The organism is Mesorhizobium sp., assembly GCF_017306585.1.
Taxonomy (GTDB): Bacteria; Pseudomonadota; Alphaproteobacteria; order Rhizobiales; family Rhizobiaceae; genus Mesorhizobium.
In genome coordinates this window covers 102227-116937 of the sequence record NZ_JAFKIC010000107.1, presented here as the reverse complement: position 1 = coordinate 116937, position 14711 = coordinate 102227, and the positions used below count along the sequence as shown (strand labels likewise).

At 65.5% G+C, this 14711-nt stretch carries 13 protein-coding genes; 9 read left to right on the top strand and 4 right to left on the bottom strand.

The window, feature by feature from the left end:
* The 3 genes from J0I79_RS04815 to J0I79_RS04805 all read left to right on the top strand — a co-directional run.
* Positions 1 to 403 (top strand): DUF6638 family protein (locus J0I79_RS04815; protein ID WP_366013777.1); only part of this gene is annotated, 403 nt, incomplete at its 5' end.
* Between the two features lie 104 nt (positions 404 to 507).
* A complete protein-coding gene (locus tag J0I79_RS04810; protein ID WP_292855461.1) occupies positions 508 to 1626 on the top strand; it encodes a DUF2333 family protein in 1119 nt (372 codons plus the stop codon).
* A gap of 313 nt (positions 1627 to 1939) precedes the next feature.
* On the top strand, positions 1940 to 3619 hold the full coding sequence (locus J0I79_RS04805; RefSeq protein ID WP_292855460.1) for a formate--tetrahydrofolate ligase: 1680 nt from the start codon (positions 1940 to 1942) through the stop codon (positions 3617 to 3619).
* A 64-nt stretch (positions 3620 to 3683) separates the two neighbouring features.
* On the opposite strand, the gene J0I79_RS04800 is transcribed toward J0I79_RS04805, so the two are convergent.
* Positions 3684 to 4328, bottom strand: a complete 645-nt coding sequence (locus tag J0I79_RS04800; protein WP_292855459.1) for a cysteine hydrolase family protein — start codon at positions 4326 to 4328, stop codon at positions 3684 to 3686.
* A 127-nt stretch (positions 4329 to 4455) separates the two neighbouring features.
* Between J0I79_RS04800 and J0I79_RS04795 the strand changes: the two genes are divergently transcribed.
* The gene (locus J0I79_RS04795; protein WP_292855458.1) at positions 4456 to 5445 is read left to right on the top strand and encodes a helix-turn-helix domain-containing protein; all 990 of its coding nucleotides are present in this window, start codon (positions 4456 to 4458) and stop codon (positions 5443 to 5445) included.
* A gap of 16 nt (positions 5446 to 5461) precedes the next feature.
* On the opposite strand, the gene J0I79_RS04790 is transcribed toward J0I79_RS04795, so the two are convergent.
* Positions 5462 to 6019, bottom strand: a complete 558-nt coding sequence (locus J0I79_RS04790; RefSeq protein WP_292855457.1) for a sugar O-acetyltransferase — start codon at positions 6017 to 6019, stop codon at positions 5462 to 5464.
* A 140-nt stretch (positions 6020 to 6159) separates the two neighbouring features.
* Here J0I79_RS04790 and J0I79_RS04785 point away from each other — a divergent pair, with 140 nt between their 5' ends.
* Both J0I79_RS04785 and J0I79_RS04780 read left to right on the top strand, forming a co-directional pair.
* Complete coding sequence (locus J0I79_RS04785) at positions 6160 to 6621, top strand: DUF4126 domain-containing protein (protein WP_292855456.1); 462 nt, start codon at positions 6160 to 6162, stop codon at positions 6619 to 6621.
* A complete protein-coding gene (locus J0I79_RS04780; protein ID WP_292855455.1) occupies positions 6618 to 8009 on the top strand; it encodes an FAD-containing oxidoreductase in 1392 nt (463 codons plus the stop codon). Before J0I79_RS04785 ends, J0I79_RS04780 begins: the two co-directional genes overlap by 4 nt.
* Positions 8010 to 8019: 10 nt before the next feature.
* On the opposite strand, the gene J0I79_RS04775 is transcribed toward J0I79_RS04780, so the two are convergent.
* Positions 8020 to 8466, bottom strand: coding sequence for a MarR family transcriptional regulator (locus J0I79_RS04775; RefSeq protein WP_292855454.1), 447 nt, complete (start codon positions 8464 to 8466; stop codon positions 8020 to 8022).
* 168 nt (positions 8467 to 8634) lie between these two features.
* Here J0I79_RS04775 and J0I79_RS04770 point away from each other — a divergent pair, with 168 nt between their 5' ends.
* The 3 genes from J0I79_RS04770 (at position 8635) to J0I79_RS04760 (ending at position 13498) form a co-directional block, all read left to right on the top strand.
* Entirely contained in the window at positions 8635 to 10995 is a 2361-nt protein-coding gene (locus tag J0I79_RS04770; RefSeq protein WP_292855453.1) for a membrane-bound PQQ-dependent dehydrogenase, glucose/quinate/shikimate family, read from the top strand.
* 158 nt (positions 10996 to 11153) lie between these two features.
* The gene (locus J0I79_RS04765) at positions 11154 to 12329 is read left to right on the top strand and encodes an MFS transporter (protein WP_292855452.1); all 1176 of its coding nucleotides are present in this window, start codon (positions 11154 to 11156) and stop codon (positions 12327 to 12329) included.
* A 113-nt stretch (positions 12330 to 12442) separates the two neighbouring features.
* Positions 12443 to 13498: a succinylglutamate desuccinylase/aspartoacylase family protein gene (locus J0I79_RS04760; RefSeq protein ID WP_292855451.1), complete on the top strand. Its 1056-nt coding sequence runs from the start codon at positions 12443 to 12445 to the stop codon at positions 13496 to 13498.
* Positions 13499 to 13658: 160 nt separating this feature from the next.
* On the opposite strand, the gene J0I79_RS04755 is transcribed toward J0I79_RS04760, so the two are convergent.
* The gene (locus J0I79_RS04755; RefSeq protein ID WP_292855450.1) at positions 13659 to 14429 is read right to left on the bottom strand and encodes an isocitrate lyase/phosphoenolpyruvate mutase family protein; all 771 of its coding nucleotides are present in this window, start codon (positions 14427 to 14429) and stop codon (positions 13659 to 13661) included.
* Positions 14430 to 14711 lie beyond the last annotated feature (282 nt).

Here is a 14711-nt window from a genome sequence, read left to right as displayed (position 1 = left end):
CAACCGCAATCTGACGACCGTCGACAAGGTCTGGCTGCAGACCTGGATTCAGAGCCATGCCGACCTGATCACAAGCGAAGGCAGTTTCCCCTTCCTCAACGCGGCCAAGCGCGAGATCGCCCAGTTCGGCCAGCTCAAGATCGAGGATGTGCCCCCCCGCCTGCGCTTCCTGGTGATCCGCGCCAAGCCTGGCCACCCCGACGCCTGGCTGACCAACCGGCTGATTTCGGATTTCGTGCCGAGCGACTTCGTCTCGCGCTACATCTTCAACAAGGATGGCTTCTACAAGGATTACGAAGGCTTCAGCGACGCCTGGCGATCGCATGTTGTGGACGTTCTGAAAACCACATATCTGAAGGACAAGGTGGCGTTCCGCACGCGCCTCTACGGCCTGACTGACTAGGGCGAAATGACTGTCATTTCGTTCCAAACTATTGTTTCAGCGCATGATGTTGCCCAGAAAGTCTGGAACTTTTTGGCATCGTGCCTTGAGGGGGTGACACAGCCATGCTCGATCCGATCGTGAACTTCTTCACCAGGATTTTCCAGTGGATCGGCCGCGGCATCGGCCTGTTCATCGGCGTCCTCCTGTGGCCGTTCATGTGGGCCGGGCGCTGGTACACGCAGCGCGGCTGGATCCTCAAGGCGGTGGTCGGCCTCGCCGTGCTGGTGCTGATCGGCCTTTACGCCAACTTCTTCTACGCCACCCAGTGGTGGAACAAATTCGACCCGAACTATCCCGACACCTACAGCTTCGAGAAGCGCAACGTTTCAGCAGGCGAGCAGGTCGCGGCGGGCACCGGCACCGATACGGCCAAGACCTGCGGCAACTCGGCGATCGCCCAGACGGCGGCCGATCTGATCGACTTCAACGTCAATCAGAACGCCTGGGTTTCCTCGATGATCCTGTACAAGCTAGGGCTGTTCGGCATCACCTGGGACGACACGCCCTGGATGGACAACAAGGCTTCGTTCCAGCGCGGCATCAACCAGGCAGTGCGGCGCACCGCCACCGAGCTTGCCGACAACCTTGGCCGCGTACGCACCACCTCGCAGATCGACACCAATCTCCAGGACGCGCGCGGACAGCTGCAATACGACGAGTCCATCTGGTACATCAGCCGCAACGGCATGACCGCGACGACGCCCAGCATGTATCGGCGCGCCATGAGCAACCTGCGCTCGTTCAACGCCCGGCTCGCCACCTGCCAGGCGACCTTCGACGCCCGCGCCGACAATCTGAAGCAGTATATCGACCGCATCGCCAGCGACATCGGCTCGACCTCCGCCATCCTCAAGGAGCGTGCCGAGAACCACAATGACGGCTGGTTCGATTTTCGTGCCGACGACCGCTACTGGTTCGCCTATGGCCAGCTCTACGCCTATTACGGGCTGATGAAGGGCGCCGAAGCGGACTTCGAGGACGTCATCAAGGAAAAACACCTGCAGAGCCTGTGGGACACGATGGACGCGCAATTCGTCTCGGCGCTGAAGATCCAGCCCTTCATCATCGCCAACGGCCGCGAGGACGGTTGGCTGTTGCCGACGCATCTGACGACGATGGGGTTCTACGTGCTTCGGGTGCGCTCCAACATGGTCGAAATCAGCAACGTGCTGACGCAGTAAAGCCCGCCGGCTGCGACCTCCGGAAATGGCGGATTTGCGCCCTGGCCTCTGTCGCATTCCGTGCATTGTGCGGCTGTTTTGAGACGGCGGAAGCGCCCCTGCTCTGGCTTCTATACGGCGCGGCAAGCGAAGCCGGAAACAACCGGGGAACGGTCGGCCGGCCGCAGAGGAATTTTCTCTATAGGAAACATAGTTGCATGAAAGTTGACGCCACGGCAGCGACAGGGTTAGATGCCCGCGCGTCCGGTTCCAGCCTTCTTGCGAGTGACATCAACCCCATCCCCTCCACCGACCAATCCAGAGGAAAGCCGTCATGGCCGAAGTGAAGTCCGACATCGAGATCGCGCGCGCCGCCAAGAAAAAGCAGATCCAGGAGATCGGCCAGAAGATCGGCATTCCGACCGAGCATCTGCTGCCCTATGGCCACGACAAGGCCAAGATCTCGGCCGAGTTCATCAAATCGGTGAAGGGCAACAAGGACGGCAAGCTGATCCTGGTCACCGCCATCAACCCGACCCCTGCCGGCGAAGGCAAGACGACCACCACCGTCGGCCTAGGCGACGGTCTCAACCGCATCGGCAAGAAGGCGATCGTCTGCATCCGCGAAGCCTCGCTCGGCCCGAATTTCGGCGTCAAGGGTGGTGCCGCCGGCGGCGGCTACGCGCAGGTCGTGCCGATGGAGGACATGAACCTCCACTTCACCGGCGACTTCCACGCCATCACCACCGCGCACAATCTGCTGTCGGCGCTGATCGACAACCACATCTACTGGGGCAATGAGCTCGGCATCGACACCCGCCGCGTCGCCTGGCGCCGCGTCATGGACATGAACGACCGCGCGCTGCGCGAAATCATCTGCTCGCTCGGCGGCGTCGCCAACGGCTATCCGCGCGAGGCCGGTTTCGACATCACCGTCGCCTCGGAAGTCATGGCGATCCTCTGCCTCGCCACCGACCTCAAGGACCTCGAAAAGCGCCTCGGCGACATCATCGTCGCCTACCGCCGCGACAAGACGCCGGTCTATGCCCGCGACCTCAAGGCCGACGGCGCCATGGCCGTGCTGCTCAAGGACGCCATGCAGCCGAACCTCGTGCAGACGCTGGAGAACAACCCGGCCTTCGTGCATGGCGGCCCGTTCGCCAACATCGCGCATGGCTGCAACTCGGTCGTCGCCACCACCACGGCGCTCAAGCTCGCCGACTATGTCGTCACCGAAGCCGGCTTCGGCGCCGACCTCGGTGCCGAGAAATTCTTCGACATCAAGTGCCGCAAGGCGGGCCTCAAGCCGGCTGCCGCCGTCATCGTCGCCACCGTGCGCGCCATGAAGATGAATGGCGGCGTCAAGAAGGAAGACCTCGGCAAGGAAAACATCGAGGCGGTGAAGAAGGGCTGCGCCAATCTCGGCCGCCACATCGAGAACGTGAAGCAGTTCGGCGTGCCGGCGGTGGTCGCCATCAACCACTTCTATTCCGACACCGACGCCGAGATCCAGGCGCTCAAGGATTATGTCGCCGCGATGGGTGAAGAGGCGATCCTGTGCAAGCACTGGGCCAACGGCTCGGCCGGCATCGAGGACCTCGCCAACAAGGTGGTGGCGCTTGCCGAATCCGGCGCCTCGCAGTTCGCGCCGCTCTACCCCGATGCGATGCCGCTGTTCGACAAGGTCAACACCATCGTCCAGCGCATCTATCGCGGCTCGGAAGCGATCGCCGACAAGTCGGTGCGCGACCAGCTCAAGGCCTGGGAAGACGCCGGCTACGGCAACCTGCCGGTCTGCATGGCCAAGACCCAGTACTCGTTCTCGACCGACCCGAACCTGCGCGGCGCGCCGACCGGCCACACCGTGCCGGTGCGCGAGGTCAGGCTTTCGGCGGGCGCCGGCTTCGTCGTCATCATCTGCGGCGAGGTCATGACCATGCCCGGCCTGCCCAAGGCGCCGTCCTCGGAAAAGATCTTCCTCAACGAGGCCGGCCAGATCGAAGGCCTGTTCTAGGACCTTTGCCGTCCCAACGAGAAAGGGCGCCGCATCGCTGCGGCGCCCTTTTCTGTGGACCGTCCTACGCCGCGGTGCGCGCCAGCGCCCGCTGGTTGGATCCATAGATCGTATCGCGCTCCGGCAGCGTGCCGCTCTCCAGGCCATCGATCCATTCGGCGGTCTTGACCACGGCGGCGAAGCGCGACTGCAGGATGATGGTCACCACGCGGTGGATTTCCTCGGCCGAAGCATAGCCGGCGCTGTTGGCGTAGGGCACCGAGCCGGTCGCATCCGACAGGAACTCGACGGCGAAGCCCATATGCACGGCGTGGATGATGGTCGACAGGTCGCAATTATGCGTCATGTAGCCGACGACCGTGATCGTATCGATGGCATTGGCGCGCAGCCAGTCTTCCAGGTCGGTGCCGGTGAAGGCGGAAGGCAGCATCTTCTCGACATAGTGGTCACGGCCACGCTTCGCGATCTCGGGGTGCAGTTCGCCGCCATGGCTGCCTTTGGCGAAAATCGGCGAGGTCTCGGGCGCCATCTGCTTGACGACCACCACCTTGATGCCGGCGGCGGAAGCCGCATCCATGGCGCGCGCCACATTGACGACGCTGTCACGGAACGGCGGATGCTGGATGGCGAGGTTGCCGCCATCGTAATCGTTCTGGACATCGATGACGATCAGCGCCCGGCGTGGCGTGGCGTTGGCAGGGTCGGACATGGTGCTTTCCTCTCAGGGCTTGAATTGAATGTTACGAAAATAGGCTGCTTGCCGAACTACCAGAAGTGGCCCGATTGACATCATTCGAAAGAATTGGGACAATCCGCATCCACTCCAGGAAATGCCCATGACCGCTCCGATCATTGCCGTGCTCGCCTTCGACGGCATCAGCCCGTTCCACCTCTCCGTTCCCTGCTTGGTGTTCGGCGCGGACCGCACGAGGCTCGGCCTGCCGCGCTTCGACTTTCGCGTCTGCGGGGTCGAGGAAGGATTGATCCAGACGGATGCCGGGCTGAGCATCCTGGTTCCGCACGGCCTGTCCGCGCTCGACGACGCCGATATCGTTATCATCCCGAGCTGGAAGGATCTCGAGGCGCCTCTGGCCGCGCCATTCAGGGACGCGCTTGGCCGTGCGCACCGGCGCGGCGCGCTGATCGTCGGCCTGTGCCTCGGCACCTTCGCCATCGCCGCCGCCGGCCTTCTGTCGGGACGCAAGGCGACCACCCATTGGGCCTATACGGACCAGTTGCAGGCGCTCCACCCGGACGTCGCCGTCGATGCCGACGTGCTCTATGTCGACGATGGCGACATCGTCACCTCGGCGGGCGTCGCCGCCGGGCTGGACTGCTGCCTGCACATCGTGCGCGCCCGCTACGGCGCCGAGGCGGCATTGCGGCTCGCCCGCCACGTCGTGCTCTCGCCCCATCGTCAGGGTGGGCAGGCACAATTCATCGAGCGCCCGGTGGCGAAAAGCGCTGACGCCGATCGCTTCACCCAGGCGCTCGACGCGGTTCGCGCCAGCCTCGGCGAAACGCACAGCCTCGACAGTGTCGCGCAAGCCGCCGGCCTGACCCGCCGCACCTTCACCCGCCGCTTCCAGAAATCGATCGGCACCAGTTTTGGCGACTGGCTGACCAGCCAGCGCATCGAACTGGCGCGGCGGTTGCTGGAGGCAACGGAAAAATCGATGGACGTCGTGGCCTTCGAAGCCGGCTTCGGCAGCGCCACTTCGCTGCGCCAGCATTTTGCCGCGCGTCTCAGGACATCGCCCGCGCAATACAGGCGCGAATTCTCGAGGCGTGCCGATCATGGCGAGGGCCACGCCCTGGCCTATTGATTCCCGGGTGGCGAAGTCAGCTCCGCTTGACCGCCCGCGCCGGATTGCCGACCACGGTCGTGTTGGCGGCCACGTCCCGCGTCACCACCGCGCCGGCGCCGACGATGGCGCCCTCGCCGATGCTGACGCCGCCGAGGATGATGGCGCCGCCGCCGATCCAGGCATGGGCGCCGATCTCGACCGACCTCGCTATCTCCAGCCCGGCCTGCCGCCCTGCGGCTTGCCTGTGATGCTCGGCGCAATAGATCTGCACATTGGGGCCGAGCAGCGTCCCCTTGCCGATCCGCACACTTGCCGTGTCGAGGATGGTGCAGCCGGCATTGAGGAAGACCCCATCGCCGAGAAAGATGTTGAAGCCATAGGCGCAGTGGAATTGCGCTTCGATGCGGGCGCCCTCGCCGACGCCGCCGAGCAGTGCCCGCAGGCCCGGGCCGAGATTGCCGCGCTGTTTTGGCGGCAGCGTGTTGTGCTCGAACACGGCATCCGCGGCCACACCGCGAAGCGTCTCGAGCTCTTCATCGAGGCAGGTATACCATTCGCCGGCCGCCATTTTCGCGCGCTCGCTCTCAGCCATGGCAATGCCTCCGTTCGGGGTCATTCCAAAGCACAGTTACGGCGAGCAGAAAAGCGCCGTGGCAAGTACTGGCCAAATATACGGCCTATGATAGCCTGCCGGTTGCAGGGCGTTCAGGCCCGGGATCGAGGGGGATCAACATGCTCTATCTCTTAGCACTTCTGATCGGCGTCATTGCTGGTCTTCGCGCCATGACCGCGCCGGCGGCCGTCGCCTGGGGCGCCTATCTCGGCTGGCTGCCTGTCGCCGGCACCTGGGCCAGTTTCATGGGCCATTGGGCCGCCGTCGGCATCTTCACCATCCTCGCCATCGTCGAGCTCATCACCGACCAGCTGCCGTCGACGCCGAGCCGCAAGGTGCCGCAGCAGTTCGGCGCCCGCATCGTCCTGGGCGCCTTGACCGGCGCGGTGATCGGCGCGGCCGGCGGCGCCACCGTCATCTGCCTGATCGCCGGCATCATCGGCGCAGTGATCGGCACGCTGGGCGGCGCCGAGGTGCGTGGCCGGCTGGCCGCCGCTTTCGGCAAGGACCTGCCGGCAGCCCTGATCGAGGACGTCGTCGCCATCGTCGGCGCCCTGCTGATCGTGGCGGCGGTGGCATGAGCGCGAAAACCCCAAGCGCCAAAACTTATGACGCCATCGTCATCGGCGCCGGACAGGCCGGCCCGTCGCTGGCCGGCCGGCTGAGCGATGCCGGCATGAGCGTGGCGCTGATCGAGCGCAAGCTGGTCGGCGGCACCTGCGTCAACACCGGCTGCATGCCGACCAAGACCATGGTCGCCAGCGCCTATGCCGCGCATCTGGCCCGCCGCGCCGCCGACTATGGCGTGACCTTCTCAGGACCAGTCGGCGTCGACTATGCAAGGATCAAGGCGCGCAAGGACAAGGTCACCAACGACGCGCGCGGCAATCTGGAGACATGGATCGCCGGCATGAAGGGCTGCACTCTCTATCGCGGCCACGCGCGCTTCGAAAGCGCCAACACGGTGCGTGTCGGCGACGACCTTCTGACCGCCGAAAAGATTTTCCTCAACACCGGCGGCCGCGCCTCGGTGCCGGAGCTGCCCGGCATCCACGACATCGACTACCTGACCAATTCCTCGATGATGGACCTCGACGTCCTGCCGCGCCACCTGGTCGTCGTCGGCGGCAGCTACATCTCGCTCGAGTTCGCGCAGATGTTCCGCCGCTTCGGCTCGGACGTCACCGTCATCGAAAAGAGCCCGCGCCTGACCGGCCGCGAGGACGAGGACGTCTCGGCCGCCATCCTCTCGATCCTCGAAAACGAAGGCATCACCGTCCATGTCGGCGCCGACGACATCGGCTTCGCCAAGTCAGGCAACGACATCGCCGTGACCTTCTCGGCCGGCAAGCCGGCGGCGGTCGGCTCGCACGTGCTGCTGGCACTGGGGCGCACCCCCAACACCGACGATCTCGGCCTCGACAGAGCCGGCGTCGAAGTCGACAAGCGCGGCTTCGTCATCGTCGACGACCAGCTGCGCACCAGCGTGCCCGGCATCTGGGCCATGGGCGACTGCAACGGCAAGGGCGCCTTCACCCACACCTCCTACAACGACTATGAGATCGTCGCCGCCAACCTGCTTAACAATAATGATCGCAAGGTCAGCGACCGTATCGAAACCTACGGGCTTTTCATCGATCCCCCGCTCGGCCGCTGCGGCATGACCGAGGCGGCAGCGAAGAAATCGGGGCGTCGCGCGCTGGTTGGCCAGCGGCCGATGACCCGCGTCGGGCGCGCTGTCGAGAAAGGCGAGACACAGGGCTTCATGAAGATCGTGGTCGACGCCGATACCAGGGAAATCCTCGGCTGCGCGGTGCTCGGCCCGGGCGGCGACGAGGCGGTGCATGGCGTGCTCGACCTCATGTACGCCAAGGCGCCGGTCGACACGCTGGCGCGCGCCGTCCACATCCATCCCACCGTCTCGGAACTGCTGGTCACCATCGCCCAGGAGCTGAAGCCACTGGCCTGAGAGGCTGGCGTCAGCCTTCCGGTTCCGTCAGCTTCGCCTCCAGCCGGCCAAGCAGCAGCACGGCGCCCTTCAGCTCGTCGGCGCCGACATCGCTCAGCAGATCGGCGCGCAGCACCGCCAGCAGGCGCTCGATCTCGGTCACGCGGCTGCGCCCGGCATCGGTCAGCGAGAGGATCTTGGCACGCCGGTCGGCGGCGTCCTCGGTGCGTATCACCAGTCCCTCCTCGACCAGCAGGTCGACGATGCGCACCAGCGACGGCCCTTCGAAGCCGAGATGGTCGGCCAGCACGCCCTGGCGCAGATGATCGCCCAGCCGCGACAGCATCACCAGCGGCATGGCGGTGGCGTGCGACAGGCCGCAATCGTCGAGCGCCTTGTCGGCCGCGCGCCGCCACAGCCTTGCGACTGATATAACGAGTTGGCCGAATCTGGCGTTATCCGGGTCTTGCTTGAGCATGGCGAAAAAGATAACATCCTATCTATTAGGTTGCGATAAAATTCTTTTTGATGGCGAAGCCCCCGTCGCCAAACCGGATGCAGACGACCGAGCCCCTGGATCGCTCTGACGGCCCTTTCCGGCCGCCGCGACCCCAAGGCAGCGCATCCGGAAAATGTGAGGACCGACATGTCAAACCAAGATACCAACAGCTCCGGCGGCGTCTGGCTGCTCGTTCTTTTCGGCCTGGTGCTGATGATCATCGGCCTGCCGTTGCTCTATGGCGGCGTCCAGCTCATCGGCCTCGGCGGCTCCTGGTACTACGCACTGGCCGGCGCCGGCATCATCATCTCCGGTTTCCTCTACGCGCTGCGCCGGCAGTTCGGCTTCTGGCTCTACATCCTCATCTTCCTCGCCACAATCGCCTGGGCGCTGTGGGAGGCCGGCCTGAACTTCTGGCCGCTCGTGCCGCGACTGGTCGCCCCTGCCGTGCTGGCCGTGGTCGCGCTCCTCTTGGCGCCGCTGTTTCCGTCATCGGGCGGCGGCAAGCGCGGTCCCTTCGCCCTTGCCGGCATTCTCGTGCTCGGCCTGATCGCCACCGCGGCTTACGCCTTTCAGCCGCATGGCGTGATCCGCGAAACCGTTGCGGCCACCGCGAACCCGGCTCCCGCCGCCACCGGCAACACGGACTGGCGCCACTATGGCCGCACGCCCGCCGGCACGCGCTATGCCCCGATCGGCCAGATCAACAGGGACAATGTCAAGGACCTCAAAGTCGCCTGGACGTTCCGCACCGGCGACATTCCGGCCAAGGGCGCCGAGGACCAGAACACGCCGCTGCAGATCGGCGACACGGTCTATACCTGCTCCTCGAAAAATGTCGTCAACGCGCTCAACGCCGAGACCGGCGAACCACACTGGAAGTTCGACCCGAAGGCCGCCTCGCCGCTGTGGCAGCGCTGTCGTGGGGTTAGCTATTACGAGCCTTCGGCCGATGCACAGACGGCCAGCAGTTCGGCGGTCTGCGCCAGTCGCATCGTCATGACCACGATCGACGCGCGGCTGATCGAGATCGACGCCAGGACCGGCCAGCCCTGCGCGGATTTCGGCCAGGGCGGCACCGTCGACCTCAAGCAGGGCATGGGCGAGGTCAAGGCCGGTTTCTATTTCCAGACCTCGGCCCCCACGGTCATGCGCGACCTGATCATGGTCGGCGGCTGGGTGTGGGACAATGTCGAGACCGGCGAGCCCTCGGGAGCCGTCAGGGCCTTCAGCGCCAGGACCGGCGAGCTGGTCTGGGCCTGGGATCTCGGCAACCCCGCCATCACCAAACTGCCGCCGGAAGGCCAGAGCTACACGCGCGGCACGCCCAATGTCTGGTCGACGCCGAGCTATGACGACGCGCTCGGCCTCGTCTACCTGCCGACCGGCAATGCGACGCCTGACTTCTTCGGCGCCGAGCGCTCCAAAGCGGCGGAGGAGTACACCGCGTCCGTCGTCGCGCTCGACATCGCCACCGGCCGCGAACGCTGGAAGTTCCAGACCGTGCATCACGACCTCTGGGACTACGACCTGCCCTCGCAGCCAGCGCTCTATGACGTGCCCGACGGCAAGGGCGGCAAGGTGCCGGCGCTGATCCAGGTGACCAAGCGCGGCCAGATCTTCATGCTCGATCGCCGCGACGGCAAGCCGATCGCCGAGGTACAGGAGAAGCCGGTGCCGCAGGATGGCGGCGCCAAGGAAGACTTCCTGTCGCCGACCCAGCCCTATTCGGTCGGCATGCCCTCGATCGGCGACGAGCCGTTCACGGAAGCGCGCATGTGGGGCGCCACCCCGTTCGACCAGCTCTACTGCCGCATCGGCTTCAGGAAGCTGCGCTACGAGGGTGAGTTCACGCCGCCGGGCCCGACGCGTTCTCTGCAGTTCCCCGGCTATTATGGCGGCATGAACTGGGGCAGCGCCTCGGTCGACGAAGCCAATGACTATCTGATCGTCAACGACATCCGCATGCCGCAATTCGTCGAATTGCTGCCGCGCGCGGTGGCCGACAATTACGGCCCGTCGGCGGCGCATGACGGCCTGGGCACTCAGCTCGGCACGCCCTATGGCGCCCTGAAGAACGGCTTCATGTCGCCGCTCGGCGTGCCTTGCCACCAGCCGCCCTATGGCACGATCAGCGCCATCGACCTGAAATCGAGCAAGCTGGTCTGGCAGGTCCCTGCCGGCACGCTGCAGGACACCGGCCCGCTCGGCATGAAGACCGGGCTGCCGATCCCGATCGGCATGCCGTCGCTCGGCGGCCCCATCACCACGGCGGGCGGACTGGTCTTCTATGCCGGCACGCAGGACTATTACCTGCGCGCCATCGACGTCGCCACCGGCGAGGAACTGTGGAAGGGACGCCTGCCGGTCGGCGCGCAGGCGACGCCAATGACCTACACCTCGCCCGAAAGCGGCCGCCAGTTCGTCGTCGTCTCGGCGGGCGGCGCGCGCCAGTCGCCGGACCGTGGCGACTACATCATCGCCTATGCCCTGCCGAAGACGCCATGAGGGCTCCTTTGAAGGGATAAACATCAGCGGGGCGCCGAGGTGCCCCGTTTTCCATCTGCTCCCAGCTTTCTGCATTGCTGCAATGCGGCAATATGCATTGCATCAGGCATGGCTCTTCGCGCAGTCTCAAAATTGAACCGATTCAGACTGGACGTCTCATGCCGTTGCCGATCCTTGCGCTTGCCATTGCGTCCTTCTGCATCGGCACCACCGAATTCGTCATCATGGGGCTGCTGCCGGAGGTGGCCGCCGACCTCGGCGTGTCGATCCCCTCGGCCGGCCTGCTGGTCACCGGCTATGCGCTGGGCGTCGTCTTCGGCGCGCCGATCGTCGCCATGGCGACCGCGCATCTGCCGCGCAAGCCGGTGCTTGTCGGGCTCGCCGCGCTGTTCGTGGTCGGCAATCTGTTCTGCGCCATCGCGCCCAATTACTGGCTTCTGATGGCCGCGCGCGTCTTCACCGCTTTCGGCCATGGCGCCTTCTTCGGCATCGGTTCGGTCGTGGCGGCAAGCCTCGTGCCGCGCAACAAGCGCGCCAGCGCCATCGCCCTGATGTTCGCCGGCCTGACGCTGTCCAACATCCTCGGCGTTCCCGCCGGCACCGCGCTCGGCGAAGCCTTCGGCTGGCGCTCCACCTTCCTCGCCGTGGTCGGCATCGGCCTGATCTCGGTCGCGGCCATCGCCTGGCTGGTGCCTTCGAACGTCGCCGAGCCGAGCGGCGGCCTGCGCAGCGAGTTGCGGGTGCTGGGCAAGCTGCAGGTCTGGCTGGCGATGCTGATCGCCTCGCTCGCCTCGGCCAGCCTGTTCGCCGTCTTCACTTATATCAAGCCATACCTCACTGAAGTGTCCGGCCTGTCGACTTCGGCGGTGACCTGGGTGCTGCTTCTGTTCGGCGCCGGCATGACCATCGGCAATGTCATCGGCGGAAAGCTGGCCGACTGGAAGCTGATGCCGACCGTCATCGGCACGCTGCTCTTGATGGCGGTCCTGTTCGTCGGCTTCACCGAGTTCGGCGCCATCGCCAGCGTCGCCATCGGCGTCGTCTTCCTGTGGGGCCTGCTGATCTTCGTCGTCGTGCCGCCATTGCAGATCCGCGTCGTCGAGGCGGCCTCCGAAGGGCCGAACCTCGCCGCCACGCTCAACCAGGGTGCCTTCAATGTCGGCAATGCCAGCGGCGCCTGGATCGGCGGCGTGGCGCTTTCGGCAGGCGTTTCCTACGCCAATCTGCCGCTGGTCGGCGGCGTGCTCGCCTTGCTGGCGGTGGCCGTCGCAGTGCTCTCGCAGTCCCTGGAACGTCGGGCGCCGGTGGCCACTCTGCAGCCGGCCGGCGAGTGACGGCATCGCCTCCAGTTCCAGGGCAAATCCTGCGCCCATAGCGCGCCGGGCTGGACCAATCGACATCGCCGCCTTCAAATGGGCATGTCCTGTCATTGCCCAGGGAGGAAGCCATGCAGAAATCGATCGAACGCATCGCCGGGGACAGCGACGGCGTCTCCTACGAATTCCCCGTCTTCCGCTTCGCCGGCGCCGACAAGGCGGCGCCTTCGGCCTATCTGCAGGCCGCCCTGCACGCCGGCGAACTGCCCGGCGTCGTTGCCATAGACGCGCTTATGCCGGCCTTGAACAAGGCCGAAGCCGAAGGCCGCATCAAGGGCAACATCACCATCGTGCCCTGGGCCAACCCGATCGGCCGCGCGCAATACCATTTCGGCGAGCACCAGGGCCGTTTCCATCTGGGCACCCGCACGAACTTCAACCGCGGCTTCCCGCTGCTGGCCGCGCCCGACGCCAGCTTGCTGCCTAACGCGGCGCATGGCGGCGCTGACCAGCGGCTGAAGACCAGGCTGGTTCAGCTGTCGCTGGGCAACGACATGGTGATCGACCTGCACTGCGATGACGAAGGCCTTGCCTATCTCTACATCCACACCAGCCTGTGGCCTGCCATGGCCGATTGCGCCGCCGCCATGGGCGTCGACGCGGTGGTGCTGTGGAGCGAGGACACGGACGGTACCTTCGAGGGCGCCTCGATCATGCCTTACCAGAACGCGCCCGCCGCCATCGCCAAATTCGACAAGCGCGCCGTCACGACGGTCGAATATCGCGGCATCCTCGATGTCGATGGCGCCCTGGCGAAGGCCGATGCCGAGGGGCTCTACAGGCTGCTGGTCGCGCGCGGCGTGATATCAGACGCCGCCCTGCCCGCGCCCGGCGCCTTCAAGGGTGTCGTCACGCCGCTCGAAAACATCGACATGATGCCGGCGCCCCGCGCCGGCGCTGTCCTTTACGACGTGAAGCCCGGCGACCGCGTCAAACGGGGCCAGCGCCTAGCCACCATCGTGCACGCACCCGGCGAGGCCGACGGCCGCACCGAAGTCTTCGCCCCTCAGGACGGCATCATCCTGACCCGCCGCTCGCGCCGCATCATCCGCACCGGCGAGGATCTTTTGAAGCTGGCCGGCGACAGGAAGAGCACCGACGCCAGGTCGGGCACGCTGGAGGATTAGGCTAACGTCCCAACGCCCAGGGCATGTCGAGATTCAGGTCAGGCCGAGTCGAGAACGGTGGCGTCCGAGAACCGGAGCGGAGCGTACTTGAAGTACGTGAGCACCGGAAGCGCAGGAGGCCATCGTTCGCAGGCCGGCATCACCTGAATATCGGCGTGACCTACCCCGAAATGGCCAGCCGAGCCTTCGCCTCCAGCCATTCCGCCATCTGGCGCCATGGCACCGGGCCGTGGCTGATGCGGGCAACGCCAAGTTCGGCAAGGCGCTGGCGCGGCGGCACGTGCGCCAGCGCGATGATGTTGACCGGCAAGGCGGTGGCCTTGCAGAGCGCCTCGATCAGACCTTCGTCGCCAAGCCCCGGCGCGAAGAAGCCGCTGGCCCCGGCCTGCTCATAGGCCCGCGCCCGCTCGATCGCTTGGTCGACCATGGATTTGTCGTGTGTATCGGGCTTGGCCTTGAGGAAGATGTCGGTGCGGGCGTTCAGGAAGGCCGGGACGCCTGACGACTTGACCGCCGCTGCCGCCGCCTCGATCCGCTTCACCTGCACGGCAATATCGTGCAGCCCGCTGCCACCGACCACCTGATCCTCGAAATTGAAGCCGATGGCCCCGGCCTGCAGCGCAAGCGATACGGTGCGAGCGACGATTTCCGGCTCGACGCCATAGCCGCCCTCGAGGTCCATCGTGACCGGCAGGTCGACCGCCGCCACGATCCGCTTGATGTTGTCGAGCGCCAGCTCCAGCGGGATCTTCTCGCCGTCGGCGTAACCGAAAGCGGCGGCGACCGGCCAGCTTCCGGTGGCGATCGCCTTGGCGCCGGCTTTCTCCACGATCCTGGCCGAGCCCGGATCCCAGGCGTTGTAGAGCACGACGGGATTGCCCTTGACGTGGAGGGAATGGAATGTCCGTGCGCGCTCGACCTGCTGGGTCATCGGTGTTTTCCCGTTTTCTCGACGTTGGATTAACAATCTAGGCAGGGGCGCGGGCTCTGGCGATGTGCCATGGGCGGGCGAAGCGGCGGCCACGGACAAGCCCGTCAAATCAGTTGCGCATCCGGTTTTTCGCCGCTATGGATTTGCCCATGAACATGCGTTCGACCAAGACCATTTGGTGGTGGGCCTGCTGACAGCGGCCTGTTCGAACGCGTGCGCGTGAAAAGAGAGGGTGGCCGCAACGGAATGTCCGGGCGGCCATTTGTTTTTTCCAAGCCAGTC